The following is a 25,394-nucleotide window of genomic DNA, read 5'->3' on the forward strand; positions in this document are numbered from 1 at the left end:
GGGCTGAATACCCAGGCCCTGCCTTGTCTGTCGTCCCGTCGTTTGCCGCCGGGCATTTTATTGTTTACGCCCCGCCATGGATCCTTAAGGTTTTGACCAAAGGACGACGGACCGCCGTTTGCAGTCTTGCGCCGCAAAATTTCCGGCGCAAGTAAAATCTTTCAGTGCCGTCCGCCTTCGAGATAGGCGGCGCGTACCTGCGGATCGGCGAGCAGTTCCTTGCCCGAACCGCTCATCGTCACCTTGCCGTTGACCATCACATAAGCGCGGTCGGAAAGCTTGAGCGCGGCGAAGGCGTTCTGCTCCACGAGGAAGACGGTCAGACCCTCTTCCTGATTGAGTTTCTTGATCGCCTCGAAAATGCCCTTGACGATCAGCGGAGCGAGACCCAGCGAAGGCTCGTCCAGCAGCAGGAGCTTCGGACGCGCCATCAGCGCGCGGCCGATGGAGAGCATCTGCTGCTCGCCGCCGGAAAGCGTGCCGCCGCGCTGGCTCTGACGCTCCTTCAGGCGCGGAAACATCACGAAGATCTTCTCGACGTCTTCCTTGAAATATTTCAGGTTATCGAGATTGGCGCCCATCTGCAGGTTTTCCAGCACTGTCATGCGCGGGAAAATCCGGCGGCCTTCCGGTGATTGGGCGATGCGCTTGCGGGCGATCAGATGGGTCGGCAGCTGGGTAATGTCCTCGCCATCGAAGATCACCTGGCCGGCGCGCGCCTGCGGGCTGCCGCAGATGGTCATCATCAGCGTCGACTTGCCAGCGCCATTGGCGCCGATCAGGCTGACGATTTCGCCCCTCTTCACTTCGACATCGACACCGGCCAGAGCCCGGATATTGCCATAATAGGTTTCGACACCCTGGACTTTCAGAAGCGGTTCACCGGACATCAGGCCGTTCCTCCGTCGAGTTCTTCCGCAATCACGTCTTCCACTTCATCATCCTCGACACCCAGATAGGCGGCGATGACCTTCGGGTCGTTCTTCACATGGTCCGGCGTGCCGTCGGAAATCTTCTGACCGTATTCCAGAACCACCACGTGGTCGGAAATCTGCATCACCACGGACATGTCGTGCTCGATGAGGAGCAGCGACGTACCCTCGTCGCGGATGCCGCGCAGCAGCGTGTTGAGCGCCAGGGATTCCTTCGGATTGAGACCGGCGGCCGGCTCATCGAGGCAAAGCAGTTCCGGCCCCGTGCACATGGCGCGGGCGATTTCCAGGCGGCGCTGCGCGCCATAGGGCAGATCGCCCGCCGGATCGTCGGCACGATCGATCAGATCGGCCTTTTCCAGCCAGTATTTGGCTTTTTCGATAGAAGCATCCACCGCCCGCCGGTATGCGGGCAGGCCGAGAAGGCCGAGGATCGTGTAACCCGAGGCCTTCATCAGCGCATTGTGCTGCGCCACCAGCAGGTTTTCCAGAACGGTCAGGCCCGAAAACAGGCGGATGTTCTGGAAGGTGCGCGCCACCTTTGCCTTCTTGGTGATTTCGAAATCCGGCAGGCGCTCGAGTAGATGCGTCTCGCCATCCTGCTGGCGCATGGTGATCATGCCCATGGTGGGCTTGTAGAAGCCGGTGATGCAGTTGAAGACCGTGGTCTTGCCCGCACCGTTCGGGCCGATCAACGCGGTGATCTCGCCGCGCTTCGCCTCGAAGGAGAAGTCGTTGATGGCCATAAGGCCGCCAAAGCGCATCGAGAGATGTTCGACCTTGAGGATCGTGTCGCCAGTGGTATTGGGTGTCATTGTTGTTGTTCCGGAAGCCATCAACCGTGACCTTCCTTGGTAAAGCTGCCGGAGACGGCCCTGCGTTCTTTAAGGAAAGCCGTGGGTTCACGCGAGCCGACGAAACCGCGCGGCTTGAACAGCATGACGATGACCATGGCAAGCCCGAACAGCAGCATACGATAGAGTTCCGGCGTGAAATCGGGCCCGAAGACATGCTTCAGGAACTCCATTTCGCGCAGAAGCTCGGTGCCGCCGACCATGACGAGCGCCGCAATGGCAATGCCGGTCAGCGAGCCCATGCCGCCGAGAACGACGATGGCGAGAATGACGGCGGATTCGAGGAACACGAAGCTTTCCGGCGAAACGAACCCCTGACGGGCGGCGAAGAAGGAGCCGGCAAAACCGCCGAACATTGCGCCCGTGGCAAAAGCGGTGAGCTTGGTGATGACCGTATCAATGCCGAGCGAACGGCAGGCGATCTCGTCCTCACGCAGCGCTTCCCACGCCCGGCCGATGGGCATGCGGCGCAGGCGGATGGTGACATAGGCCGTCAGCATGCACAGCAGCAGGATCACGTAGAACAGGAAGATCTTGTAATAGGCCGAGGACATCGACAGGCCGAACGCCTTGGCGAAATTGTTCGGCGCGCCGACATCGAACGACCAGATGCCGAAGATCGACGCCTTGGCGATGCCGGAAATACCGAAAGTGCCCTTGGTCACATCCGTCCAGTTGAGCAGCACGAGACGGATGATTTCACCGAAGGCGAGCGTGACGATTGCCAGATAGTCGCCGCGCAGGCGCAGCACCGGAAAGCCGAGGATGATGCCCCAGAAGCCTGCCAGAATGCCGGCAACGGGCAGCAGCACCCAAAACGAGAGGCCGAACTGGCTGGAGAGCAGCGCATAAGAATAGGCGCCCACCGCATAAAAGGCGACGTAGCCGAGATCGAGCAGGCCGGCGAGGCCGACGACGATGTTCAACCCCCAGGCCAGCATCACATAGATCAGGATCTGGATGCCGAAATTGTCGACGAATTTCAGCGAGCCCTGGAAACCGAAGAGCTGCACCGCGATAACGGGATAAAGCAGCAGCAGAACCAGCGCCAGCTTCAGAAAGTGCTTGTGGAAAAAGCCCTTTTCCTCGGAAATCTCCAGAACGCCGCTCTTGGCCTTGGCCAGCTTGCGACGATCCAGCGACGGCTTGATAAAGCCGACCATAAGGAAGCGGCCGATGGCGGCAACGGCGACGAAGATCGCCAGAAGGCCCCAGCGCGTGCCCCAGATCAGCTGGTTGTTGATGTCCTGATAGGTGACGATGCCGACATAAAGAATGAACATGCCGAACGAGATGACGCCCGCAATCAGGCCCTCCTTCACGGCTGTCGCCATCAGGCTGGGGCCGGAAGAGGTGTTTTCGGAAGCGATATTGGCCATGGGATCACACCTTCTCGACTTCCGGGCGACCGAGGATGCCGGTCGGCTTGAAGATCAGCACGAAAGCCAGGATGCCGAAAGCCGCGACATCCTTGTAGGCGATGGAGAAATAGGCCGACCACAGCGATTCGATCAGGCCGATCAGGAGGCCGCCGAGAACAGCGCCCGGCAGCGAGCCGATGCCGCCCAGAACGGCTGCCGTAAATGCCTTGACGCCGGGAATGAAGCCGTCGCTGAAAGAGGCAACACCATAATACATCAGATACATGGTGCCGGCGACCGCGGCGAGTGCTGCACCCATGATGAAGGTGATGGAGATGGTCTTGTCGACATCAACGCCGAGCAGCGCCGCCATCTTGCGATCCTGTTCGGTGGCGCGCTGCGCCCGGCCGAGAGGCGTCTTGTTGACGATATACCAGAAGGCGAAGAGCAGCACCGAGGTGACGACCATGATGATCAGCTGCTTCAGCGACACGGTGATGGCGCCGAAATGATAGCTTTCGGTCACCAGCGACGGGATCGGCTTGTTGCGTGGACCCTGCGTGACCTGGATGAAGTTGGACAGCGCGATCGACATGCCGATGGCAGTGATCAGCGGCGCAAGACGGAAGGAGCCTCTGAGCGGGCGGTAGGCGACGCGTTCGATCACCCAGTTCCACAGGCCGGTCATCAGCATGGCGACGACCATCATCAGAAGCAGAAGAAGCGCCACCGGAATGCCGGCGACAAAGGATGTCACGATCAGGAAAACGATCAGCGCGGCGAAGCCGCCGAGCATGAAAATATCGCCATGGGCGAAGTTGATCATGCCGATGATGCCGTAAACCATCGTATAGCCGATAGCGATGAGGCCGTAGATCGATCCAAGAGTCAGCCCGTTTATGAGCTGCTGGATAAAATACTCCATGTCTTTCCCCCGGGCACGACCTCAAATGGGCCACGCCTCGTTATGTTAATTATAGGGGCGCCCTTGCAGGCAGACCCCCACCCTCAAAATGCATATCGTGTTCGTTAAAAATGTGAAGTCAAAAACGGGCGATCCTGCACAAAATTTGGAATTTCCACACCAGCTGCCGCTTTCCCGATCAAAAGAGCCATGATTTTGGCAGGAAGTGCTGAAAAAATGACGGTCGAATGCTTATTTTAGCATTGTCCAACGCCATTATTTGACGGGCAACGGGCAAAGGAGTAGCGAAGATCGGAACGGCGATATCCCGCAGACGGGATTTAATTGGCAAAGAGATGATCGACATATTGACGAAAGCGGCGCTGGACGCCGGGCAGGCCATCATGGCGGTCCACCGTGCCGGCCCGCATGTGTCGTACAAGGATGACTGTTCGCCGGTGACGGAAGCCGATCAGCGTGCCGAAGCGATCATTCTTGCGGCCCTGGCGGCCCATTTTTCCGATATACCGGTGGTTGCCGAAGAGGCCGTGTCGAGTGGCATCCTGCCGGAAACCGGAGCGGAATTCTTTCTCGTCGATCCGCTGGATGGAACCAAGGAGTTCATTTCCGGCAAGGATGATTTCACCGTCAACATCGCGCTCATCCGCAACGGCGCTCCGGTGGCCGGTGTGGTTTACGCCCCCTGTCGCGGACAGGCGTGGACCGGCGAGGGCAACGCCGCCGAAAAACTCGTCATATCGGCCGAAGGCGTCATCCTGTCGCGCCACCCCATCCGGGCCCGCCAGCGCGGCGCTTCCCCCGTGGCGCTGATCAGCCGCTCGCACTGCACCGCACGAACGGAAGCCTTCGTGGCCGAACATGGACTGAAGGACTGTATTTCTGTCGGCTCGTCGCTGAAATTCTGCATGCTGGCTGAGGGTGCCGCCGATATCTACCCGCGCTTCAGCCGCACCATGATGTGGGACACGGCGGCGGGCGACGCCGTGCTGCGCGCCGCCGGCGGCCGGACGCTGGACTGCTCGGGCCTTCCGCTAACCTATGCGGTGAAGGGCGATGGCGAGGATGCGCTGGCCAATCCGGATTTCATTGCCGAAGGGGCGATGGCGGTGGAACACGCGGGGTAACGGGCGCTCGGCGTTTGCTGCGGCTCTTGCGACGGGCGGCATTGGTGAGCTTCGGTGTGTGCGGCTTTACCCCCCTCTGCCCTGCCGGGCATCTCCCCCTCAAGGGGGGAGATCGACTCGCGGATAGGTCTCCCCCATCTCAACGTTTGCGAATGAAGTGGCGGTAGCGCTTCCTGCCGATCTCCCCCCTTGAGGGGGAGATGCCCGGCGGGGCAGAGGAGGGTAAAGCCACACACACCAAGGCCCCCCAAAAAATAATCTTGTCCCCGCTCATCCCCGCCCCACGCCACCACCTCACAATGCCCCCGCAACGAAACACCGCAGCGCGGAAGGCACATCATGACCGAACAGACGGCGAGACTTCGGCTTCCCTATATCCTCCCCTCGCAGGCGCAGAAACACGTCACCCACAACGAGGCGCTGCAACGGCTCGACGCGATCGTGCAGCTGGTCGTCAAGGCTGTGGTTGCCGCACCGCCCGAAAACGCCGCCGAGGGAGATTGCTTCCTCCTCTCCGCCGACGCTACCGGCGATTGGGCCGGCAAGGGCGGCAGGCTCGCCTTCCGGCAGGATGGCGCGTGGCTCTCGATCACACCGCAGCCCGGCTGGACGGCATGGTTTGCGGCCGAAAGCAGATATCGCGTCCTGCGCGACGGCGGCTGGCGTGACCTGCCACTGCCGGCCACCGGTCGGCTGGAAAGCATGGGAATCGGCACGGAGGCCGATGCCGTCAACCGGCTGGCGCTCGCCTCCCCCGCCAGCCTTTTCACCCACCCGCAGAATGACGGCAGCCACCGCATGACGATCAACAAGGCGGGCCGGGCCGATACAGCCTCATTGCTGTTCCAGTCCGGCTGGAGCGGCCGCGCAGAGATGGGTCTGGCGGGAAATGACGGGTTTTCGATCAAGGCCAGCACGGACGGCGCCTCATGGCACACCGCCATAGTCTGCAGCGGCGATGGTCGCGTCTCGATGCCCAACCGCCCGCTCGCCGTCGCTGGCCTGCCGGCGGGCACGACGAAGCCGGCCAATGGCTCTGCCGCCGGTTTTTCCCTGCTCTCCCTCGCTGAGGGCGGCTTTGCGCTCGGTGATGCGGTGAGTGGTGGTGGGCGCGACCTGGTGGTGCCAGCGAAGGGCCTCTATCTGGCCATATTGACGCTTGCCGTAGTCTCGTCTTCCGGCCACCGGGTGACGCTGTTGATCAACGGCACGGCGGCCGATTTCGACATCGCGGGCAATGTGTCGGACTCAGGCGCGTCGCAGTCGGCAACCGCCTTCCTTCGCCTCGATGCCGGCGACCGCCTGCGGCTGCACCATGAGGGAACGGTGGAATTAACCCAGGGCAACGGCAAAACGTGCCTCTCGCTTGCGTGGATCTGATCTGGACAACCGATGAGAGAGAAAAATTGCGATTTTTGGAAAAATTTTTCCCCGACAAAATAAGGCGACTCGAACAAATCAGGCGAAACCGTTCAAATTCTTAATAAATTGTCACGAGCTGCTTAGGCAATTTTTAAAGGTACGGGGCTAAAGTTCCCGTCATATGGTCTTGAGTTTGTATAGAGTGTCCAATGACCGAAATGATACGCCCACGAGTTAAATATGTCATCGGCCCCGATGGCAGCCCTCTGACGATTGCGGATCTTCCGCCTGCCAATACCCGGCGCTGGGTCATTCGCAGAAAGGCAGAGGTTGTTGCCGCCGTGCGCGGTGGACTGTTGAGCCTCGAAGAGGCCTGCGAGCGTTATACGCTCACCGTTGAAGAATTCCTGTCCTGGCAGTCCTCGATTGCCGATCATGGCCTTGCCGGCCTGCGCACCACGCGCATTCAGCAATACCGCCACTGAGAAAGTGCGCCGGCGCGCCAAAGGCGCCCAACGCCGGATTTTCAAAACGCCCCGTCAGTTTATCGACGGGGCTTTCGGTTTGATTTCGGATTTTTCATTCAGAACCATGCCTGCTGACGGTGAGAGATTGTCACCGGTTTGTGTCCGCTGCGTTTGCTATCCCGCTGTTTCAATTCGGGCGCAAGCCGCTACAGTGGAGATACGAACAGCAATGGGAAGGCAGAGATAATGGATATCAAGACAACCGAAACCGGATCGCGCGGCGAATATCTCGCAACCGTCGACGGCCATACGGCGGAAATGACCTATTCCCGCACCTCCCCTTCCCTCATCATCATCGATCATACCGGCGTGCCCGATGCGCTTCGCGGCAAAGGCGTCGGCCAGGCACTTGCCGCCCACGCCATCGATGAAGCCCGCAAGGGCGGCTGGAAGATCATTCCGCTCTGCCCCTTCTTCAAGGCCCAGACCCTGCGCCATCCAGACTGGGCCGATGTTATCCAGGGCTAAGCGCGCTTTATCCTCTGTCTGAGGGCAGAAGTCGCAAGCGTCGCGGCATATTTCTTCTCCCCGCCGGGGAGAAGGTAGCCCGAAGGGTCGGATGAGGGGGAAACGCCAGTAATATGCGGAGAACTTGCCCCCTCGTCCCGCTGCCGCGAACTTCTCCCCGGCGGGGAGAAGAAAAAAGCGGCTTACGCTTAATCCCTCACAGCCGTTGCAAATATCGCGTCATTTCATAAATGCGTGTCACGCCACCTTCAACGGTGGGGTCCCGGCATGCATGCTCCGGCGGACCTCTTCCCGGAATTCGAGCGTATCCTTTGCGCCGTGCACGGCCACGGCATGCTGCACGGCCGCCTCCATCAGCTCCTCCTGGGAATCGGCCGAAATGGCAACGGTGCATCTGCTGTCACTGGGAAATTCACGGCAATCGATATATTGGCGGGCCATTTTTTCCTCCCTGCAATGGCCGCCCGCACCCGCACGGGTGCGTGCGCGTAAAAGCCTCCGGCTCACGGTCGGAACCCCTGTAAAATACGCCTTTCCGCATGTCCGGACAATCGAAATCGGGGCGGCCGCCCCGTCGTGGCGCGCTGGTGAAGCAGCAAGGCAAAAGGCCGCCCTGATGGAGCGGCCTTTCGAAAAAAAGCATGTCGTCCCGTCATTGAAAGCCGCCTCCTGATCCACCGGCAGCCGTCAATGAGGACGAGGTTCGTCAGTTCTGCGCCACCTGTCAGGCGCGGGCGCGGATGGCTCCGTCGCGGTTTTCCAGTGCGGCGGCCTTTTCATATTCGGCCTGCACCTCTTCTAGCGATGCCTCGGCGGCCTCCTGCTGGGCCTTCAGTTCCCGGATGGAAACCTGAAGATTATCCGCCCGCTGGCGCGCGGCCTTGGCGAAGGTCGGATAGGCGAAATGCGTCGGATCGGTAATGCCCGACTTGCTCTCTTCCAGAGAGATCTGATGCACCAGTTCCTTTGCCATCCGCTCGAATTCGGACATCATCTGCTGCAGCTGGTTAAGCTGCCTGCGTTTTTCATTGACCTGAAATTCCTTCAGGCGAACCAGGCTGTCACGCGACTTCATACGCAATACTCCATGGATAGCGAGACCCGGATCAAAAAGGGCACTATGCCCCCTCGACCGGCCCGTTTAACCCGCCCTTTCAACCGGCCGGGTTAACCCGTTGTGCCGGAATGATTCCCGAAAGTTACCCGGCGTTAATAAAAAACCGCCGCCGTTAACCTTTCGTTTACGGGCATCGTTAATGATAAACACGATCATTTAAGGGTCGGTAAATGCCAGGTCAAAAAAAATGGGCCAGACGATGTAAGAGTCGATTGAATCACTTAGCGGGAAATCCTCACGTTAAGCTTCAATTTTGGCGATGGTGGATTCACGTGCAAAAACAGCGAAATGCCTAGTTTGCTTAATAAATTCGATACACCTTGCCAAAGGCAATTAGAATTTGTTAACCATTTGGTGGCAGCCTGCAAATCAGGCAACGTCTGGATCCGCATCGCGCGAGGCAATGTTTTACCGGTTCGCGGGCGGCAAAGGGGATAATTATGCGGGTTCTACTGATTGAAGACGACAGCGCGACAGCGCAGAGCATTGAACTGATGCTGAAGTCGGAAAGCTTTAACGTTTACACGACCGACCTCGGTGAGGAAGGCGTGGACCTTGGCAAGCTTTACGACTACGACATTATTCTTCTCGACCTTAACCTCCCCGACATGTCGGGTTACGAGGTGCTGAGAACGCTTCGGCTTTCCAAGGTCAAGACGCCGATCCTCATCCTGTCCGGCATGGCCGGCATTGAGGACAAGGTTCGCGGCCTCGGTTTTGGCGCAGACGATTACATGACGAAGCCGTTCCACAAGGACGAGCTTGTTGCCCGCATTCACGCAATCGTCCGCCGTTCCAAGGGCCATGCGCAGTCGGTCATCTCCACCGGCGAGCTGATCGTCAATCTCGATGCCAAGACGGTTGAAGTGGGCGGCCAGCGCGTTCACCTGACCGGCAAGGAATATCAGATGCTTGAGCTGCTTTCGCTGCGCAAGGGCACGACGCTGACCAAGGAAATGTTCCTGAACCACCTTTATGGCGGCATGGACGAGCCGGAACTGAAGATCATCGACGTCTTCATCTGCAAGCTGCGCAAGAAGCTGGCAAACGCCGCCGGCGGCGCGAACTACATCGAAACCGTCTGGGGCCGCGGTTATGTTCTGCGCGAGCCGGATGGCTCGACTGAATATCTCGAAACCGCCTGATTCCTGCTGGAACAGGGCTGTTTTGAAAGACCCGCTGGAAACGGCGGGTTTTTTGTTGACTGCGGGTCGCGGCAGGTCGGCAACGGCGTCCCGCTCAGGCGGAGGCGCCAGAGGACAAAAAATGACGGACGCAATCCCCACCCTCGTGACAAATCGCCTTAACCTTCGCCCACCGCGACTGGACGATTTCCCGGCCTATCGTGATTTCATGGCGTCACCGCGCTCCACCGGCGTCGCCGGACCGCATGATCTTGCCGCCGCATGGGCCATGTTCTGTCAGGACAGGGCATTGTGGTCGTTCTTCGGTCACGGCGCGCTGATGATCGATCTCGCCGAGAGCGGCGAATGCATCGGTCAGGTCGGCATCAATCACGGCCCCCTCTATCCCGAGAAGGAACTGGGCTGGCTGCTTTACGACGGTCATGAAGGCAGGGGTTATGCTGCGGAAGCCGCAACGGCGCTGCGGGACTGGGCCTTCGATACGCTGAAGCTTCCAACCCTCGTCAGCTATGTCGGCGCAGGCAACCGCCAATCCGCCGCTGTTGCGGAGCGAATCGGCGGAGTGCTGGACCCTGTCGCGCTGCGCCCGCTGCCATCAGATCTGGTCTATCGCCATGATGTGCGAAGGGATCGGCATGCAAGGACGTGATCGATAGAGCCGCATTTATGCGGCCCGTCTTTATTTTAAAGCGTCACGCAGAAAGGTCGTGACTGCACCACGGATCTCCTGATGCAGTGCCGCCCTGTCTCTTCCGCCACCGCTGCGGCATATGAATGCTTCATCGGGCGATTCTTCCAGCAGGCGTTTTTCGCCATCTTCCTTGCATATCTGCATGAAACTCAAATGGGTGGCGTCCGATATCACATGATAGGTGGTCGTCGCCTTTGGCAGAAGAGCGGCGACACGGTCTGAATCGGCTTTGATCGCCGCAATCTCCGGCGTTTCCACGCCAGCGGCCATCACCAGAACCGGAACGTCCACCTGTCGCAACGTCTCAGGCAGAAAGCCCGCAGCCGGGCCCAGATCAAGCGAAACGACAGCGCGAATTCGGTTATCATACCTACTCATTGAGAGGCGCGGATCGGCCTTTCCACCACCAATAATTCCCACCTTGCTTAAGAGCCGGTTGGCTTTGCATTGCGGCGGCAGCGGCGTCACATCGCAACCTTCAAGAGCCAGATCGGCACTATATCTTGCGCCTGCGAGTTCCATCGCGGTCCAGCCGCCGAGCGAATGGCCGATGACTGCGATGCGCCGACTGTCGATGCGCCCGGCAAGCGCCTCATCTTTGAGGAGCGCTGTCAGGACCGTACTGATGGCGCGTGGCCTTTCCCAAAGTGCCACCACCTCGTTTCCCTTCTGCGCCTCGAAATCTTCGCCAGCATGATCGGGTGCGGCGACGACATAACCATCATGCACCAGTTCACCCGCAAGCCAGTTGAGGTTGCGCCAGCTGCCGCCGTAACCATGAGACAGCAGCACAAGCGGGTGAGAACCCGGGGCACGGGAGGCGTCCCGGAGAACATCAAGCCCGAAAAATATGGCGTTCTCGCCGACAGTCTCCGCTTTCCCTGAAGACGTGGTTGGATACCACATTGAAACTGCGAGAGTTTTTCCGCCTTGATCAGCCGGCAACTCAATCTGTTTGAAACCTATGGCCTCTTTGGCGGTCACGCTTGCGGTCAGCGCGAAAAGGAGCATTGCAGCTAGTGCCAGTATGCGCATATTTGTCTCTCCGTTGGTCTGGACGGAGAAAAGATTGGCTTATCTAATTGCTGGAGAGACCTTGAACGCGCTCGTCGTCGTGCTCGATCGTGATCGAGGCCGTCGCGGCAACGGCCAGGTTCACGTGGCGGATCAGATCGCTGCAAGCTGCTGGAGATGGCCTGTCATGCCGACACCCTCCCCGCCCGAATTCACCGTATCGAAGTAGTCGTGCCAGCCGCTCTCGGCGGTTGCCTCCACTACTATGAGTCAAAGCCCTTTGTCCGTGCTTTGGACATCGTGGAGTTAGGGTGTCCTGATCCGCTCGAAAAGCCGCACCGGGCTTTCCCGGAACATCGTCTCTCTGATGGGAGAGAAGCCGAAGCGGGTGGCGATTGCGAGGGAGGGTACGTTGAGCGGATCGATCATGCACACGATCCGGTTCGATATGCCCTGCGTGTCGAACCAGCCAAGCGCGGCCTGCACGGCTTCGCTCGCCACGCCCTTGCCCGTCAGATCCCTGTCGATCTTCCACATGGCCTCCGGTGCGGTGTCGAAATCCGCGCCATGTCCGCGGCGCATATGGGCGAGACCCACCTCGCCGACGATTCGTCCCGTGGACAGTTCCTCGACCACGAAGGGCCCGAAACCGAAGACGGACCAGTGGCCGATGAAACGCAAAAGCCGCGCGAAAGCGAGTTCGGGGTCGAGCGGCGCTATTGAGTTCACCCCCGGAATGGGTTGAACGGCCGCGCTCCAGAAAGCGCAATAACGCGCTTCGTCCTCGATGGCATGCGGCCGAAGACAAAGACGCGCGGTTTCGACACGAATCATGAGACCCTCCCCTGGAAACGAAAAAGGGCCGGGCGCTGGCAAAACCGGCCCGACCCCTGATGGCATCACTGTCGCATTGAAACGATCACGCCGCGATCGTCTTTGCCGTGAAGACGATACGATCGTCATGCACCTTGTATTCCACCGTCATATTGGCCTCCTCGGCCAGAAGCAGCGTGTAATAGGGCTGAACGGAATGGGCGTCGACCGCCTCTTCCAGCCTGCCCTCGTAGATTTCCACGAACTTGCCCGGCACGCGCATCATCCGGCCCTTGACGGTGATTTCGAACTTGGCGTCGCCATCGGGGTTTTCAAGCAGCACATCCACATTGCCACCGCGCGGTATCGCGCCATAGGCCACGAGGAAGAGGTTGAGCAGAAGCTTGACGCGGTTCTTGGCAACGATGGCGCGCGGGCCGTTCCAGCTGACTTCCGCCTTCTTTTCGGCCTCTGCAAAATCCTTGGCGGCCTTTTCGGCCTCGCCGGTATCGATCGACGCGCCGGCGGAACCGGAAGCACCGAAAGCAAGGCGGGCGAACTTCAGCCGCACGGATGCGTTAAGGGCTGACGTGCGGATGAGATCGAGCGCATCGTCATCCGTGCCGCCCTCGTCCAGCAGTTCGAGGCCGTTATTGATGGCGCCGACAGGAGAAATCACATCATGGCACACACGGCTGCACAGAAGAGCCGCCAGATCGGGACCGGACAGCGTGATATTGAGTTTGCTGGTCATAAAATTCTCTCCTGCGCAAGGGAGGCGCGGACGGTGTGGAAATTGTTAAGCCATAATGACACCATATTTGGTAAACCGATTGTTAATAGGATGGTTTCAAAATGCCAAATGCCTTAACAGGCCACACTGGAGCCCCGTGTATCCGCCAGGATGCGCGAAACATGCTGTAGAACTTTGACTCTGCGCGTCGGCCCTTTCGAAAAACCGATTCGGATTTTCGAACCGATGCGCTAACGAAACAGACGGACGGACATGACGATGCGCCTTAAGAAAACCCGCACCATTGCACGCCTCGGACTGGGAAAGATCGTCGCGCTCCTCGCGAGCCTGCTGATATGGGTCGCACCGACCGCGGCCCAGAACAGCGATCAATATTCTTTCCAGGAAGTCGTGGATGCAGGCCACGGATTCTTCGGCGAAACCACCGGCGGCCTTGCCAAGGTGGTGGAGCGCGCCTTCCAGCAATACGGTCTTCCGAACGGTTACATTCTCGGCCAGGAGGGCTCCGGCGCCTTCGTTGCCGGCCTCACCTATGGCGAGGGCACGCTTTACACCAAGAATGCCGGCCAGCACCCCGTCTTCTGGCAGGGACCGTCGCTCGGCCTCGATTACGGCGGCCAGGGCACCCGCGCCATGATGCTGGTCTACAATCTGCCCTCGGTTGATTCGCTCTATCGCCGTTACGGCGGCGTCAGCGGCTCCGCTTTCATCGTCGCCGGCGTCGGCATGACCTATCTGAAAAGCAGCGAAGTCACGCTCGCCCCCATCCGCACCGGCATCGGCGCACGCCTCGGCATCAATGTCGGTTACCTGAAGCTCACCCAGCAGCCGACCTGGAACCCCTTCTGATAAGACGGTTGATAGGACGAGACGGTGCGGCGGATTTCTTCTCCCCGCCGGGGAGAAGGTGGCCCGAAGGGTCGGATGAGCGGGCAACCTTGCCGTATCTCATAACCCTCGCCCCCTCACACCGCTGCCGCGGACCTCTCCCCCTCGGGGAGAAGAAACAAGCGGCAAGGTCCCGCCCACGAATTGCCAAAGGGAAACCCCTCCCCACGGTTGCAATAATAGCGTAACGTACCCTCGCGCCCCTCTTTCCGAATGCGCGCGTATCTGAGTTTCGGAGACTGTCCCGCGTGATCGAATATGCCATTCTCTTCGGATTGGGTTTTCTCACCGCAACCCTGCTGGCCCTGCTGATCGCACCCGCGATCCACCGCCGCATCGTCGCTTATACGGAAAACCGCATACGCGCGACAATGCCCATCAGCCCGCAGGAAGTCCGCGCCCAGAAGGACATGGCGCGTGCGCTCTACGCCGCCGAAAACGCCAAGGTCCGCCAGGAACTGGAAACGGAGCGGGAAAAGAACACCTCGCTACGCCTCGCCAACGAGGCCGCTTCCAGCGATGCCTATCGCCTCGGCGAGCAGAACCGCAGCTTTTCCCTGAAGATCGAAGAGCTGACGCTGGAGATCGGCGAATTGCGCGCCGCACTTGACGCCAGCGAAGAGCGCGCCGGCATCATCCAGGCCAACCTCCTGCAGCAGGAGCAGGCTGCCAATGAGCGCGCCAGCCAGATGTCCGATCTCACCGCCCGCCTCACCAACCTGACGCGCGAACTTGATGATTCGAAAATCCTCGCCGCCACCCGCGATCTCGAAGCCGAACAGGCCAAACAAAGCGCCACACGCTTCCGAAAGGAAGGCGAGACCGTCACCCGCGAGCTTCAGGATATCGCCAGCCGCAACCGGGAAGCGATGGAAGCCGTGGCGCGCGAAAGCCGCAAGGTAACGAGGCTTGAGGAGCAACTGGCCAGCACCATCGCCAAAAACGCCGACCTCGACACGATGCTGACCCTGCGCAACCAGGAGGTCGCGCGCCTCAAGGAACAGTTGGCCGCAACCGGCGGCCGCAGCAACGACATGATCATCCGCCTGCCGAACCCCGCCGTTCCCGCCGAAAAGCCGGTTGAGCGGCGGCAAGCCGCAGCGCCGGCCCCTGCCGCCCCGCTCGAAACCGCGCCCACCATCGAGACGGACGCACAACAGACGGCAGCCCCAGAGGATGCCGCCCCCGCCTTCCCGCAGGAGGAGCCGAGCGCACAGCCGGGCGCATTGGCACCGGAAGGTTTGGAACAGGAAATCGAGGATATCCGCAATCAGGGCACCGCGCTCACCGAGCGCCTGTTGAATGTGCGTGGTACCGGTAATGACGAGCCCATCCGCCGCGAAATCGCGAGGATCGCCGCCGAAATGATCGCGCTGACAGCCGCGCAGGAGGGTGAGGCATCGCCTATTCCGGGGCTGCTGGCCAAGGCGTCTGGTTCATCGGGGCGGGAGAGCCTTGCGAAGCGGGCGAAGGTGGTGATGGAGAAGCGGAAGCGTTAGGTACTCGGTGTATGCCGCTTCACCCCCCTCTGCCCTGCCGGGCATCTCCCCCACAGGTGGGGAGATCGATATGCGGCAAGGTTTTGCCGATATCAACGTTAGAGAATGAAGTGGCGATAGCGCATCTTGCCGATCTCCCTCCTTGTGGGGGAGATGTCCGGCAGGACAGAGGGGGGTAAACCCCACCCACCAAGGCAAGCGTAAACTTCATCCGCAAAGATGGCGTTAAGCACTCCTCACACCCGCCCGATCACCCCCGCCATCTGATAAAGCGCCAGCCCGGAAGCCGTCCCCGCATTCAAGCTATCCAGCTGCGGCGACTGCGCAATCCGCGCCGTATGAAACCGCGACAGCACCGATTGCGGCAACCCCTCGCCTTCCGTGCCGATGACGAGCGCCATGCGTTCAGCGCGGGGAATATCGCGGATTTCGGTCTCGCCACCGGGTGAAAGGCTCCAGATCGCAAAACCGGCTGCCGCGAGCCGCTCCAGCATCTCCACTGCCCCGCCGCCGCGATGATAGGGAACCGACAGCACCGACCCCACGGAAACCCGCAGCGCCTTGCGATAGAGCGGGTCGCAGCACGTCTCGTCCAGCAGCACCGCATCGGCATAAAAGGCTGCGGCGTTGCGAAACATCGCGCCGAGATTATCGTGGTTGGAAATGCCGCAGCCGACGAGCACCAGGGAGGACGCGGGAAGTGCTGCCGTCATCTCTTCCAGGCCGTCATCGCGCACCCGCCGCCCGAGCGCCAGAATGCCACGATGCAGGTGGAAACCGACGATACCATCCAGCACCGGCGCTTCGGCCACATAAACGGGCACATCTTCGGGGAAATCGGAAAGAATATCCGCAACGCCGGAAAGCCGGTTGCGCAGGATCAGGATGCTCTCCGCCGCAAAGGCCCCACCCGCCTTGTGGGCGGCGGCCAGCATGCGCAGCACCACCGTACCTTCGGCGATGAAACGCCCCTGCCGGCCGGTGAGATCACGCTCGCGAATATCGCGAAAGGCGGCAATGCGCGGATCGGCCGGGTCGTCGATCGAGATCAGCGCCCGGCCATCCGGCAGGTTATTGACCTCACTGGCCATCAACAGTCACGTCGGCCAGGAACCGGCCGCTGGCGACGTTGAAGACCAGCGCCTTGCGCGTGCCGTTGGCCAGCCGGCCGTAAAACAGCATGTCACCGCCAGAATAGCTGACATTGTCGATCGTGAAGCCCTGCGGCAGGCTGGCGGTGACGGCCATCGGGCCACTACCAGTGGGAACGGCGAGGTTTGGCGCTTCCGTCTGCGTCTGAGCGGCCTTAGACGGCCCCATCGCCTTGTAGACAACCGCACCGAAGACAGCCATAAGGCTGATAAACATCACGGAGCCCGACACGATCTGCAAACGGATCATCTTGCGGCGAACTTTTTCCATGGCCGGATCAAGCGGCTTGTCTTCCTGTTCGTCTTGCTCGATCTGCGTCATCGGGTTCCCTGAAATGCTGATGGATCGGAAAAAATAAGAATGAACGACCCCTTTAAACAAGGCGGAGACGCAAGGAAAGTCCTGATTGCCGGGGAAGACGCCGAAGGCCGCCTCGATTCCTGGCTGGCGGGCGAAGTGGGCAGCGACTTCTCCCGCAGCCGCCTGAAGGCGCTGATCGAACAGGGCGCGGTTTCCCTCAACGGCAAGCCGGTGACCGAGCCGAAAAAGAAGGTGCATCCCGGCGACCGTATCGAGATCGTCATGCCCGAACCGGAAGACCCGGAACCCAAGGGCGAGGACATTCCCCTTAACGTGGAATATGAGGATGAAGACCTGATCGTGCTCGTCAAGCCCGCCGGCCTCGTCGTGCATCCCGGCGCCGGCAACTGGACGGGAACGCTGGTCAACGCCCTCATTCATCATTGCGGCGACAGCCTCTCCGGCATTGGCGGCGTCAAGCGCCCGGGCATCGTACACCGGCTGGACAAGGAAACGTCAGGTGTCATGGTCGTTGCGAAGAACGACAACGCCCACCGGCATCTGGCCGCACAATTTGCCGACCATGGCCGCACCGGGCCGCTGGAACGCGCCTACAAGGCCATCGTCTGGGGCCGCCCGCGCACGCTGCGTGGCACAATCGACGCAGCACTCGGCCGCAGCGTCGACCGCACCAAACGCGCCGTCAAGCACGAGGATTCGGATGATGCCCGCGAGGCAATCACCCATTACGAGGTAGTCGAGCGTTATCACGAGCGGCCGGACGCCACCTGTCTCGCCTCGATGGTGGAATGCCGTCTCGAAACGGGCCGCACCCACCAGATCCGCGTGCACATGGCCCATATCGGCCACCCGCTGATCGGCGATCCCGAATATGGCGCGGCTTTCCGTACCAAGGCGAACCTTCTGGAAGAACCGGCAAAGGGCATCGTCGGGCGCTTTCCGCGCCAGGCACTGCATGCCTATCTGCTCGCTTTCGAACACCCTCGCACTGGTGAGGTGATGGAGTTCGAAACCGAGCTTCCAGAAGACATGGAAGCCTTGGTCGCCGCATTGCGTGCCTGAAAACGCCTGGCGCAGTTCCAAAAAACTGCGCCGCACATTTCGCCGGAAGCTTCGGATAACAAAAAAAGATTAGCGGAACGCGATATTCTGCCAACGGTCCTCTTCATAGACCGCCCCAATTTCGCTTTAATCCTCGCACCTCCTTTGCCTCGCAAAGCCTTGAACCGCCGCACGTTCGAACTGCCTTGAACGGAGCCGGCACGATGACGGGATCGCGTGCGCATGACGATTAAAGACCGCCGGTTTATATTCCAGGAGCTGCGCAGCGTCGAAGGTTACATCGACCCGCCGGATGCGCTCGTCTTCAAGACACTTCTGCAGGCGCAGACGAAAAGCGCCCTTAGTGGCGGCATCGCGGAAATCGGCGTCTATTACGGTCGCTCCTATTTCCTGCTGCGCAAATTCGCGCAGAGCCAGGAAAAGGTGCTGGGCGTCGATCTTTTCGATCTGGACCCGCCGCAAGACGGCAGCCTCGACCAGTATGAACGCCTGATGGAAAACGGCCGCCGGCTGGGTTTCACAATGGATCGGGACCTTATCATCAAGGGTGACAGCACGCGGCTGACACCAGACGACATCACGTCCCGCATCGGTCCGGCACGCTTTTTCAGTATTGGTGGTGGCCATCACCTGCATCACGTGCTGGCCGATGCGAAACTGGCCATGGAGGTGATCGCGCCGCACGGCATCATCGTTTTCGATGACACCTTCAACCCCGCCTGGCCGGAAGTGACGGTGGGTGTCGCCGATTTCCTGCGCACCCACGGCCACAGCCTCGTTTGCTTCGGCATGACGAAATACAAGACCTATGTGTGCCACCGCGAATTTCACGCAACCTATGCGCAGGCCATTGCCATCGATCCGGACCTGCAGGCGCTTGCCCATGTCGAGACGCAGTTCCTCGGCGCGAGGGTGGTGCGTCTGCACAATCCGATGCGCAGACGGGTGATGTACGAGCTGATGGTACGCTCCGGCCTTGGCGGTTTTTCGGAACGAATTTACCGCTCGAAAGTTAAACAGGTCAAAGAAGGGGTCGCCTCGACATAACGCATGTGTGAACGCAGCGTTCGCTTGAAACGCGGCGTGAGCGTACATATCTGTCACATGGGTTCGTGCGGGGTCGGTAACGACCCGCAGCTTACGGCGCGCCTCCGGCGGGTTATTCGCCGATCAAAGAGGGTGCCGTTCCAGACCATAGATAAGGGGGTGCTTTATGGCCCGCAATAGTTTGCCTACGATTACAGCCGGCGAAGCCGGTCTCAATAGATATCTCGACGAAATCCGCAAATTCCCGATGCTGGAGCCGCAGGAAGAATACATGCTTGGCAAGCGTTATGCCGAGCATGGCGACCGCGACGCCGCGCACAAGCTCGTCACCAGCCATCTGCGTCTCGTGGCCAAGATCGCCATGGGCTATCGTGGTTACGGCCTGCCGATCGGCGAGGTCGTTTCCGAAGGCAATGTCGGCCTGATGCAGGCGGTGAAGAAATTCGATCCGGAACGCGGATTCCGTCTGGCCACCTATGCAATGTGGTGGATCAAGGCCTCGATACAGGAATATATCCTGCGCTCGTGGTCGCTGGTGAAGATGGGCACAACCGCCAACCAGAAGCGTCTGTTCTTCAACCTGCGCCGTCTGAAGGGCCGCATCCAGGCCATCGACGATGGCGACCTGAAGCCGGAGCATGTCAAGGAAATCGCGACGAAGCTGCAGGTGTCGGAAGAAGAAGTCATCTCGATGAACCGCCGCCTGCATGGCGACGCATCGCTGAATGCGCCGATCAAGGCGTCCGAAGGCGAGTCCGGCCAATGGCAGGACTGGCTGGTGGATGACCATGACAGCCAGGAAGACGTGCTGATCGAGCAGGACGAACTGGAAACCCGCCGCCGCATGCTGGCGAAAGCCATGGGCGTGCTGAACGACCGCGAACGCCGCATCTTCGAGGCCCGCAGACTTGCCGAGGAGCCGGTGACGCTGGAAGAACTCTCCTCAGAGTTCGACATCAGCCGCGAGCGCGTTCGCCAGATCGAAGTCCGTGCCTTTGAGAAGGTGCAGGAAGCGGTGCAGAAGGAAGCGCTGGAAGCGGCGCGCGCCCTGCGCGTGGTGGATGCGTAAGACAGCCCGCTCATGACGCCAATGCGCTGACCATGAATCATCCTCGGCCTTCGGCCGGGGATTTTTTGTTGGTAAAAGGCGGGCGATAGGAAATGGTCTGCCTCTGAGACCGACGATAGTGCTGGAGGAAAACCGGTAGGAAAAATATCGATGCTTCAGAGGATGCCGCTTACCCCCTCTGCCCTGCCGGACATCTCCCCCACAGGCGGGGAGATCGGCAAGACGCGCTACCGCCACTTCATCCTCGGCCGTTGAGTTGGTCGAGACCTCGCGGCATATCGATCTCCCTCCTTGTGGGGGAGATGCCCGGCAGGACAGAAGGGGGTGAGCCGCACCCACCAACATCCCCGAAACCCATCACCTGACACAGCAAAGACACCGCCGTAGCCATGTAACGAAAAGGGCGGCCTGAGCCGCCCTTTCAATCCTTATTGACCGCCCGTCGCCGGCGCTGATGCCGCCCATTCGCTGAGCGCCTTGTCGAAGGCGGCGATACCGTCATTGCCCTTTTGCAGGGTCAGCAGTGCACGCCGGCCGTTGCGGTAGGACACCGGAATGTCGATCCAGTTGCGGCTCTTCAGAAGCTCCAGATTGGTCTTCATCGCATCCGGGAAGTCGTTGAGCGCGATCATGTGGAAATCGTCGGTGATTTTGGCCGGAACCGCGATCAGCGCGTTGCCGCGATCCTGCTCGGTGCTCTTCATCGCAATACGCTGGACGCTGTCGATCGCGCCGCCTTCAAAGCCGGGCGAAACCGAGAAGACGATCTCGATCAGATGGCTTGCGGGCAGCGACGGATCGGTATTGCGCTTGAAGGTGATCAGCGCGCTGAGGCCACGGCCGGGAACGGTAATCTGCCCCTGCACCGTGGGCGAAGGCTTGCCTTCGGCATCATTTTCCTGCTGCAGCGACCAGGACACGCTGCCTTGAATGGCGGTCGGAACCGTCTGGCCCAGCACTTCCTCATAAAGGAACATGCGGTCGCCGGAAGCCGCGGCGGCAGGTTGCTGTCCGGCAGGTGCGCCAGCCGGTGTGCCGGCAGGTGCACCTGTATTGCCGGCCGGGCTTTCGCCTGCCGGCGGAGGCGCAACATTCTGCTCGTAGACCGACTGACCTTCCGCCGTGACGGGCTGGCCGTTGGCGCCCGGCGCCTGGCCCTCGTCACGCTCGGTGCCATCGGCCAGAAGCCGCTGGGTGAACTTTGTGCCGGTAACCGAACCATCATCTCCATGCGACTGGTTCGGGTGGTTGTTTGGTGTGGCCGTCGGTTGCTGCTGGCCAGCCGCAGGCGGCTGCTGGGTCGCGGGCGGCGTGGTGGGCTGCGTCTGCGCCGTCTCCGGCGAAGATGTCTGGGTACCACCGTTCTGGGCAGAATTGACCAGCCCGCCCACCATGTCGTTCAGCGCATCGCGGTTCAGCCAGAAGGCATAACCACCGCCGGCAAGCAGCGCCACGCCCACAAGTGCCAGCACCACGGAGGCGTAGTTGCGGCGCGGCTTCTTCTTGACCATGTAGGCAGGCGTTGCCGCAGCGGCGCCGAGGCCGGGCGTTTCATCCGAAGACTGGCGGGTGGTGGACGACGCGCCGTCGTAACCGATCAGCTCGTCCAGATCATCCCAGGGCGTACGCTCCCTGTTGTCCTTCGCCTGCGCCTGATCGCCGAAGGGATCGTTATCGGCACGCGGCAGGACGGGGGCGTCTTTGGCGGGAATGGCGATATCCGCATCCTGAAAATAGGACGAGAAATCTTCCACGACGGCCTTTTTCGGAGTGGCCTCCTCGCTCTGTCGCTGCTCGGACAACTCGTCCCGGGCGCCGAAAGCCGGAGTCTGGCCGAACCGCTGATCCGCATCGTCCCGCCTTTCGGGATCCAGCGTCACTTCCGGTTCCTGATAATGATGCGCGGGATAATCGGCAACGAGCGGATGCTCATCCGCCTCGGCGCGCCTGTCGGCATAATCGTCCGCCGCGCGCAGGTCCTCGTCCCGCGCCTCATTCAGCTTGCGCCAGTCATCTTCATCCACCGGCTGCGCCCAGTGGGCCGGAACGGACGCATCCTCTGCGAGCGGTGCGGTTTCGAATTCACGATCATGCTCGTCGGCCGAACGATAGGCCGGCTCTTCCTCCGCACGGGTGAAATAGGTTTGATGCACCTCGTCGGAAGCGACGGGCGATACCGGCGCCACGGGCGCGGGCGCCTCATAAAGCTCTTCCGGCTCGGCTTCGCCATGCTGTTCTACGCGCGGCTCTTCGTGTGGCTCAGCGTAAACCTGATCATCCCGCTCGGCTACGGGCGTTTCACGGCCAGGTTCTTCTTCGGTGGCCTGCTCTTCGTAGACCGGCTCGCGCTCGTCGGCCTCGACGGGGGCGGGCTCTTCATAAACCTGCTCCTGCTCTTCGTGCGTAACAGGCTCGGCGGCATGCGCCGCGCGGTCGTCTTCTTCGATTTCGTGCTGATGGTAAGGCGCGGCCGCGTCTTCCGCGACGGGGGAGAACGCGTCATCCTCCTCCAGCGCCGGAAGCGCCTCGGCATATTCGCTGTCCACTTCGGCAATGGCGGCGTCCAGCTTGGCGATCTGCCGGCGCAACAATTCTTCCGGCGGACGTGGCTTCATATTCTCGAGCTGGCGCACAACCGCACTGCGCGCCTTGTCGTAAACCTTCGCCCGGTTTTCGGGAGTATTGTTCGCCAAGCCATCCACGGCCTTGCGAATGACTGCTACAAAATCCGCCATAAGCACTTTCTCGTCGTGACCGGCGACGTACCGGCCCGATATGGTTTATGAATCTAGATCGCCGAGGACATTAATCCTCAAACGGATCAGTCACAAGTATGGTGTCGTCACGCTCGGGACTTGTCGACAGGAGCGCAACCGGCGCCCCGATCAGTTCCTCCACCTGCCGGACGTATTTGATTGCCTGAGCAGGCAAATCCGCCCATTTTCGGGCACCGACGGTAGATTCTTTCCAGCCTTCCAGCGTGATGTAGATCGGCTCCACACGCGCCTGCGCGCCCTGGCTGGCCGGAAGATGATCGATTTCCTGCCCGTCAAGCTTGTAGCCGACGCAGATTTTCAGCTCATCCAGACCGTCGAGAACGTCGAGCTTGGTCAGCGCAATGCCGGTAATGCCGTTGGTGGCGACCGACTGGCGCACCAGCGCGGCATCGAACCAGCCGCAACGGCGCTTGCGGCCCGTGACGGTGCCGAATTCATGACCCTTTTCACCCAGGAACTGACCGATTTCGTCATTGAGTTCGGTCGGGAACGGGCCTTCGCCAACGCGCGTGGTGTAAGCCTTGGTGATGCCGAGGATATAACCCAGCGAACCAGGACCCATGCCCGAGCCGGCAGCGGCCTGGCCGGCAACCGTGTTGGAAGAGGTCACATAGGGATAGGTGCCGTGGTCGATATCGAGCAGCGAACCCTGCGCGCCTTCAAACAGGATGCGGGCACCGGCGCGGCGCTTCTTGTCGAGCAGCAGCCACACGGTTTCGCTGAACGGCAGGATGCGCTCGGCAATCGAGCCCAGCTCTTCCATGATCGTTTCATGCGAGACTTCGGCCGCACCGAAGCCGCGACGAAGTGCGTTGTGATGCGTCAGGATGCGATCGACCTTGGCGGAAAGCGCCTCCATGTCGGCGAGATCCATGACGCGGATGGCGCGGCGGCCGACCTTGTCTTCGTAAGCCGGGCCGATGCCACGGCGTGTGGTGCCGATCTTGGTGCCGCTGTTGGAGGCGGCGTCCTCGCGCATGCCGTCCAGTTCACGGTGCAGCGACAGAATGAGCGTGGCATTGTCGGCGATACGCAGGTTTTCCGGGGTAACCTTGACGCCCTGCGCTTCCAGACGGCCGATTTCGGCGATCAGCGCATGCGGGTCGACGACGACGCCATTGCCGATGACGGCGAGCTTGCCGGGACGCACGACGCCGGACGGCAGAAGCGAAAGCTTGTAGCTGACACCATCAATGACAAGCGTGTGGCCGGCATTGTGACCGCCCTGGTACCGCACGACGACATCTGCCCGCTCGGACAGCCAGTCAACAATCTTGCCTTTGCCCTCGTCGCCCCATTGCGAGCCGACCACCACAACATTCGTCATTTCTTGCTTTCCTGCTCATGGCGCCTGCGCGCCCGATAACCCGATGGGAAACCCAAACCCGCGAATGTATACTGTGTTGTTTTACGGAAAGCGACCCTGTTTCTTATGGAGAATTTTGCTTTTTCCGTGACAAGCCGCGGATTTCCCGCATTATCTCGCCCCGTGGGCGGCCAAGCGCGGGTGCAAGGCCGCCGCTCACCCCTCACCGTTTTCCCGCCCTTATGAAGAAGCGAAACATCAGCGTGCCTTCGAAAGCCTATATCGCCCTCATCATCGCCACGCTCTGCTGGGGTGGCAACACCGTTGCCGGCAAGCTCGCCGTCGGCCACATCAGCCCCATGGCCTTCACCTTCCTGCGCTGGGTCTTCGCCGTCGCCATCATCTTTGCCATTTCAGTGCCGCAGTTGATCAAGGACTGGCCGGTGGTGAAAAAACGCCTGCCCTATTTCTTCGTGCTCGGCAGCGTCGGTTACACGGCCTTCAACGTATTTCTCTACACCGCCCTGCAGCACACCTCGGCCATCAATGCCGCCGTCATACAGGCTGGCATTCCCATGGTCATTTTTGTTCTGAACTTCATCCTGTTCCGCACCCGGGTGCTGTTCGGCCAGATCGCCGGTTTCTGCCTGACCATTGCAGGCGTGGCGCTGCTCGCCTCGCATGGCGATCCGGTCTCGCTGCTGCAACTGGAAATGAATGTCGGCGACGCCGTCATGCTGCTCGCCGTGCTGGTTTATGCCATCTACACCGTCATCCTGCGCTGGAAACCCACGGTCGACTGGCGGACGCTGATGGCCATCCCCGCCTTTTTCGCACTGCTTACGTCTGTACCGCTGGTCTTCTGGGAAATGTCGCGCGACAGCGTCGTCTGGCCGGATCAGAAGGGCTGGGTGCTGGTGGTCTATGCCGCCATTTTTGCGTCGCTCATCGCACAGATCCTTTACATCAAGGGCGTGGAACAGATCGGCGCCAATCGCGCCGGCCTGTTCATCAATCTGGTGCCGGTTTTCGGCACGTTGCTGTCGGTCGTCGTGCTCAGTGAGACCCTGCACACCTACCAGATCGCAGCGCTCATCATGGCGCTGGCCGGCATTGCCGTGGCGGAACGAAAAAAATCGCCGGCTTCCTGAACCCACAGGGTCAGAAAACCGGCGCAGTCTGGCAG

26 protein-coding genes are annotated in these 25,394 nt (G+C 60.6%); 12 read left to right on the forward strand and 14 right to left on the reverse strand.

The features are described from left to right. Positions 1-161: 161 nt before the first annotated feature. The 4 genes from ACZ47E_RS10170 to ACZ47E_RS10185 are packed head-to-tail and all read right to left on the reverse strand — an operon-like array spanning position 162 to position 4,072. The gene (locus tag ACZ47E_RS10170; protein ID WP_004443349.1) at positions 162-890 is read right to left on the reverse strand and encodes an ABC transporter ATP-binding protein; all 729 of its coding nucleotides are present in this window, start codon (positions 888-890) and stop codon (positions 162-164) included. After that, on the reverse strand, positions 890-1,768 hold the full coding sequence (locus ACZ47E_RS10175) for an ABC transporter ATP-binding protein (RefSeq protein ID WP_278066979.1): 879 nt from the start codon (positions 1,766-1,768) through the stop codon (positions 890-892). Before ACZ47E_RS10175 ends, ACZ47E_RS10170 begins: the two co-directional genes overlap by 1 nt. Then, positions 1,768-3,120 carry a high-affinity branched-chain amino acid ABC transporter permease LivM gene (livM, locus tag ACZ47E_RS10180; RefSeq protein WP_427832844.1) on the reverse strand — a complete coding sequence of 451 codons (1,353 nt, stop codon included), beginning with the start codon at positions 3,118-3,120 and terminating at the stop codon, positions 1,768-1,770. Before livM ends, ACZ47E_RS10175 begins: the two co-directional genes overlap by 1 nt. Positions 3,121-3,169: 49 nt before the next feature. Beyond that, entirely contained in the window at positions 3,170-4,072 is a 903-nt protein-coding gene (locus ACZ47E_RS10185; RefSeq protein WP_004443357.1) for a branched-chain amino acid ABC transporter permease, read from the reverse strand. A 335-nt stretch (positions 4,073-4,407) separates the two neighbouring features. Here ACZ47E_RS10185 and cysQ point away from each other — a divergent pair, with 335 nt between their 5' ends. From cysQ to ACZ47E_RS10205, 4 genes are all read left to right on the forward strand, one after another. After that, the gene (cysQ, locus tag ACZ47E_RS10190) at positions 4,408-5,196 is read left to right on the forward strand and encodes a 3'(2'),5'-bisphosphate nucleotidase CysQ (RefSeq protein WP_137068935.1); all 789 of its coding nucleotides are present in this window, start codon (positions 4,408-4,410) and stop codon (positions 5,194-5,196) included. Positions 5,197-5,535: 339 nt separating this feature from the next. Next, positions 5,536-6,576, forward strand: a complete 1,041-nt coding sequence (locus ACZ47E_RS10195; RefSeq protein WP_278066981.1) for a DUF2793 domain-containing protein — start codon at positions 5,536-5,538, stop codon at positions 6,574-6,576. A 191-nt stretch (positions 6,577-6,767) separates the two neighbouring features. After that, positions 6,768-7,043 carry a CtrA inhibitor SciP gene (gene sciP / locus ACZ47E_RS10200; RefSeq protein WP_003491799.1) on the forward strand — a complete coding sequence of 92 codons (276 nt, stop codon included), beginning with the start codon at positions 6,768-6,770 and terminating at the stop codon, positions 7,041-7,043. Between the two features lie 228 nt (positions 7,044-7,271). After that, positions 7,272-7,553: a GNAT family N-acetyltransferase gene (locus ACZ47E_RS10205; RefSeq protein WP_004443362.1), complete on the forward strand. Its 282-nt coding sequence runs from the start codon at positions 7,272-7,274 to the stop codon at positions 7,551-7,553. Positions 7,554-7,790: 237 nt separating this feature from the next. On the opposite strand, the gene ACZ47E_RS10210 is transcribed toward ACZ47E_RS10205, so the two are convergent. After that, entirely contained in the window at positions 7,791-7,994 is a 204-nt protein-coding gene (locus tag ACZ47E_RS10210) for a DUF1059 domain-containing protein (protein WP_004443364.1), read from the reverse strand. 283 nt (positions 7,995-8,277) lie between these two features. Next, the gene (locus tag ACZ47E_RS10215) at positions 8,278-8,628 is read right to left on the reverse strand and encodes a flagellar export protein FliJ (RefSeq protein WP_003491821.1); all 351 of its coding nucleotides are present in this window, start codon (positions 8,626-8,628) and stop codon (positions 8,278-8,280) included. 482 nt (positions 8,629-9,110) lie between these two features. On the opposite strand from ACZ47E_RS10215, the gene ctrA reads away from it, so the two are divergent. Continuing rightward, positions 9,111-9,815: a response regulator transcription factor CtrA gene (ctrA, locus tag ACZ47E_RS10220; RefSeq protein WP_004443365.1), complete on the forward strand. Its 705-nt coding sequence runs from the start codon at positions 9,111-9,113 to the stop codon at positions 9,813-9,815. Between the two features lie 121 nt (positions 9,816-9,936). After that, positions 9,937-10,464 carry a GNAT family N-acetyltransferase gene (locus ACZ47E_RS10225; protein ID WP_035211687.1) on the forward strand — a complete coding sequence of 176 codons (528 nt, stop codon included), beginning with the start codon at positions 9,937-9,939 and terminating at the stop codon, positions 10,462-10,464. 30 nt (positions 10,465-10,494) lie between these two features. Here the strand turns inward: ACZ47E_RS10225 and ACZ47E_RS10230 are convergent, their stop codons facing one another. The 4 genes from ACZ47E_RS10230 to chpT form a co-directional block, all read right to left on the reverse strand. Then, positions 10,495-11,298: an alpha/beta hydrolase family protein gene (locus ACZ47E_RS10230; RefSeq protein WP_464016845.1), complete on the reverse strand. Its 804-nt coding sequence runs from the start codon at positions 11,296-11,298 to the stop codon at positions 10,495-10,497. Positions 11,299-11,673: 375 nt separating this feature from the next. Next, positions 11,674-11,781, reverse strand: a complete 108-nt coding sequence (locus ACZ47E_RS10235) for a DUF6616 family protein (RefSeq protein ID WP_312619911.1) — start codon at positions 11,779-11,781, stop codon at positions 11,674-11,676. Between the two features lie 45 nt (positions 11,782-11,826). Then, a complete protein-coding gene (locus ACZ47E_RS10240; RefSeq protein WP_035211693.1) occupies positions 11,827-12,354 on the reverse strand; it encodes a GNAT family N-acetyltransferase in 528 nt (175 codons plus the stop codon). Positions 12,355-12,439: 85 nt separating this feature from the next. Beyond that, positions 12,440-13,087, reverse strand: coding sequence for a histidine phosphotransferase ChpT (chpT, locus tag ACZ47E_RS10245; protein ID WP_004443377.1), 648 nt, complete (start codon positions 13,085-13,087; stop codon positions 12,440-12,442). A gap of 252 nt (positions 13,088-13,339) precedes the next feature. Here chpT and ACZ47E_RS10250 point away from each other — a divergent pair, with 252 nt between their 5' ends. Beyond that, the gene (locus ACZ47E_RS10250; RefSeq protein ID WP_278066982.1) at positions 13,340-13,936 is read left to right on the forward strand and encodes a DUF1134 domain-containing protein; all 597 of its coding nucleotides are present in this window, start codon (positions 13,340-13,342) and stop codon (positions 13,934-13,936) included. Between the two features lie 287 nt (positions 13,937-14,223). Then, the gene (locus ACZ47E_RS10255; protein ID WP_278066983.1) at positions 14,224-15,474 is read left to right on the forward strand and encodes a coiled-coil domain-containing protein; all 1,251 of its coding nucleotides are present in this window, start codon (positions 14,224-14,226) and stop codon (positions 15,472-15,474) included. Between the two features lie 236 nt (positions 15,475-15,710). Here the strand turns inward: ACZ47E_RS10255 and ACZ47E_RS10260 are convergent, their stop codons facing one another. Both ACZ47E_RS10260 and ACZ47E_RS10265 read right to left on the reverse strand, forming a co-directional pair. Next, entirely contained in the window at positions 15,711-16,565 is an 855-nt protein-coding gene (locus ACZ47E_RS10260) for a TrmH family RNA methyltransferase (RefSeq protein WP_278066984.1), read from the reverse strand. Further along, complete coding sequence (locus ACZ47E_RS10265; protein WP_278066985.1) at positions 16,555-16,947, reverse strand: hypothetical protein; 393 nt, start codon at positions 16,945-16,947, stop codon at positions 16,555-16,557. The genes ACZ47E_RS10260 and ACZ47E_RS10265 overlap by 11 nt, the downstream gene beginning before the upstream one ends. Before the next feature lie 39 nt (positions 16,948-16,986). Here ACZ47E_RS10265 and ACZ47E_RS10270 point away from each other — a divergent pair, with 39 nt between their 5' ends. From ACZ47E_RS10270 to rpoH, 3 genes are all read left to right on the forward strand, one after another. Then, positions 16,987-18,009 carry an RluA family pseudouridine synthase gene (locus tag ACZ47E_RS10270; RefSeq protein WP_113380773.1) on the forward strand — a complete coding sequence of 341 codons (1,023 nt, stop codon included), beginning with the start codon at positions 16,987-16,989 and terminating at the stop codon, positions 18,007-18,009. A 222-nt stretch (positions 18,010-18,231) separates the two neighbouring features. Next, the gene (locus ACZ47E_RS10275) at positions 18,232-19,056 is read left to right on the forward strand and encodes a class I SAM-dependent methyltransferase (protein WP_278066986.1); all 825 of its coding nucleotides are present in this window, start codon (positions 18,232-18,234) and stop codon (positions 19,054-19,056) included. Positions 19,057-19,222: 166 nt separating this feature from the next. Beyond that, on the forward strand, positions 19,223-20,125 hold the full coding sequence (rpoH, locus tag ACZ47E_RS10280) for an RNA polymerase sigma factor RpoH (RefSeq protein ID WP_004443393.1): 903 nt from the start codon (positions 19,223-19,225) through the stop codon (positions 20,123-20,125). A gap of 428 nt (positions 20,126-20,553) precedes the next feature. On the opposite strand, the gene ACZ47E_RS10285 is transcribed toward rpoH, so the two are convergent. After that, positions 20,554-22,860, reverse strand: a complete 2,307-nt coding sequence (locus ACZ47E_RS10285; RefSeq protein ID WP_278066988.1) for a hypothetical protein — start codon at positions 22,858-22,860, stop codon at positions 20,554-20,556. Positions 22,861-22,930: 70 nt separating this feature from the next. Beyond that, the gene (locus ACZ47E_RS10290; protein ID WP_004443399.1) at positions 22,931-24,229 is read right to left on the reverse strand and encodes an adenylosuccinate synthase; all 1,299 of its coding nucleotides are present in this window, start codon (positions 24,227-24,229) and stop codon (positions 22,931-22,933) included. A 242-nt stretch (positions 24,230-24,471) separates the two neighbouring features. On the opposite strand from ACZ47E_RS10290, the gene ACZ47E_RS10295 reads away from it, so the two are divergent. Then, positions 24,472-25,359, forward strand: a complete 888-nt coding sequence (locus tag ACZ47E_RS10295) for a DMT family transporter (RefSeq protein ID WP_006700330.1) — start codon at positions 24,472-24,474, stop codon at positions 25,357-25,359. The last annotated feature ends 35 nt before the right edge of the window (positions 25,360-25,394 follow it).

The sequence above is a fragment of the Agrobacterium sp. 5Ca39 genome, from assembly GCF_055382365.1.

Coding starts and splice junctions, on each gene's coding strand:
- ACZ47E_RS10195 (WP_278066981.1), top strand. CDS start 5,536: ATGACCGAACAGACGGCGAGACTTCGGCTTCCCTATATCCTCCCCTCG.
- sciP (WP_003491799.1), top strand. CDS start 6,768: ATGACCGAAATGATACGCCCACGAGTTAAATATGTCATCGGCCCCGAT.
- ACZ47E_RS10205 (WP_004443362.1), top strand. CDS start 7,272: ATGGATATCAAGACAACCGAAACCGGATCGCGCGGCGAATATCTCGCA.
- ACZ47E_RS10210 (WP_004443364.1), bottom strand. CDS start 7,994: ATGGCCCGCCAATATATCGATTGCCGTGAATTTCCCAGTGACAGCAGA.
- ACZ47E_RS10170 (WP_004443349.1), bottom strand. CDS start 890: ATGTCCGGTGAACCGCTTCTGAAAGTCCAGGGTGTCGAAACCTATTAT.
- ACZ47E_RS10225 (WP_035211687.1), top strand. CDS start 9,937: ATGACGGACGCAATCCCCACCCTCGTGACAAATCGCCTTAACCTTCGC.
- chpT (WP_004443377.1), bottom strand. CDS start 13,087: ATGACCAGCAAACTCAATATCACGCTGTCCGGTCCCGATCTGGCGGCT.
- ctrA (WP_004443365.1), top strand. CDS start 9,111: ATGCGGGTTCTACTGATTGAAGACGACAGCGCGACAGCGCAGAGCATT.
- ACZ47E_RS10275 (WP_278066986.1), top strand. CDS start 18,232: ATGACGATTAAAGACCGCCGGTTTATATTCCAGGAGCTGCGCAGCGTC.
- ACZ47E_RS10260 (WP_278066984.1), bottom strand. CDS start 16,565: ATGGCCAGTGAGGTCAATAACCTGCCGGATGGCCGGGCGCTGATCTCG.
- ACZ47E_RS10270 (WP_113380773.1), top strand. CDS start 16,987: ATGAACGACCCCTTTAAACAAGGCGGAGACGCAAGGAAAGTCCTGATT.
- ACZ47E_RS10285 (WP_278066988.1), bottom strand. CDS start 22,860: ATGGCGGATTTTGTAGCAGTCATTCGCAAGGCCGTGGATGGCTTGGCG.
- rpoH (WP_004443393.1), top strand. CDS start 19,223: ATGGCCCGCAATAGTTTGCCTACGATTACAGCCGGCGAAGCCGGTCTC.
- ACZ47E_RS10215 (WP_003491821.1), bottom strand. CDS start 8,628: ATGAAGTCGCGTGACAGCCTGGTTCGCCTGAAGGAATTTCAGGTCAAT.
- ACZ47E_RS10250 (WP_278066982.1), top strand. CDS start 13,340: ATGACGATGCGCCTTAAGAAAACCCGCACCATTGCACGCCTCGGACTG.
- cysQ (WP_137068935.1), top strand. CDS start 4,408: ATGATCGACATATTGACGAAAGCGGCGCTGGACGCCGGGCAGGCCATC.
- ACZ47E_RS10240 (WP_035211693.1), bottom strand. CDS start 12,354: ATGATTCGTGTCGAAACCGCGCGTCTTTGTCTTCGGCCGCATGCCATC.
- ACZ47E_RS10175 (WP_278066979.1), bottom strand. CDS start 1,768: ATGGCTTCCGGAACAACAACAATGACACCCAATACCACTGGCGACACG.
- ACZ47E_RS10290 (WP_004443399.1), bottom strand. CDS start 24,229: ATGACGAATGTTGTGGTGGTCGGCTCGCAATGGGGCGACGAGGGCAAA.
- livM (WP_427832844.1), bottom strand. CDS start 3,120: ATGGCGACAGCCGTGAAGGAGGGCCTGATTGCGGGCGTCATCTCGTTC.
- ACZ47E_RS10185 (WP_004443357.1), bottom strand. CDS start 4,072: ATGGAGTATTTTATCCAGCAGCTCATAAACGGGCTGACTCTTGGATCG.
- ACZ47E_RS10265 (WP_278066985.1), bottom strand. CDS start 16,947: ATGACGCAGATCGAGCAAGACGAACAGGAAGACAAGCCGCTTGATCCG.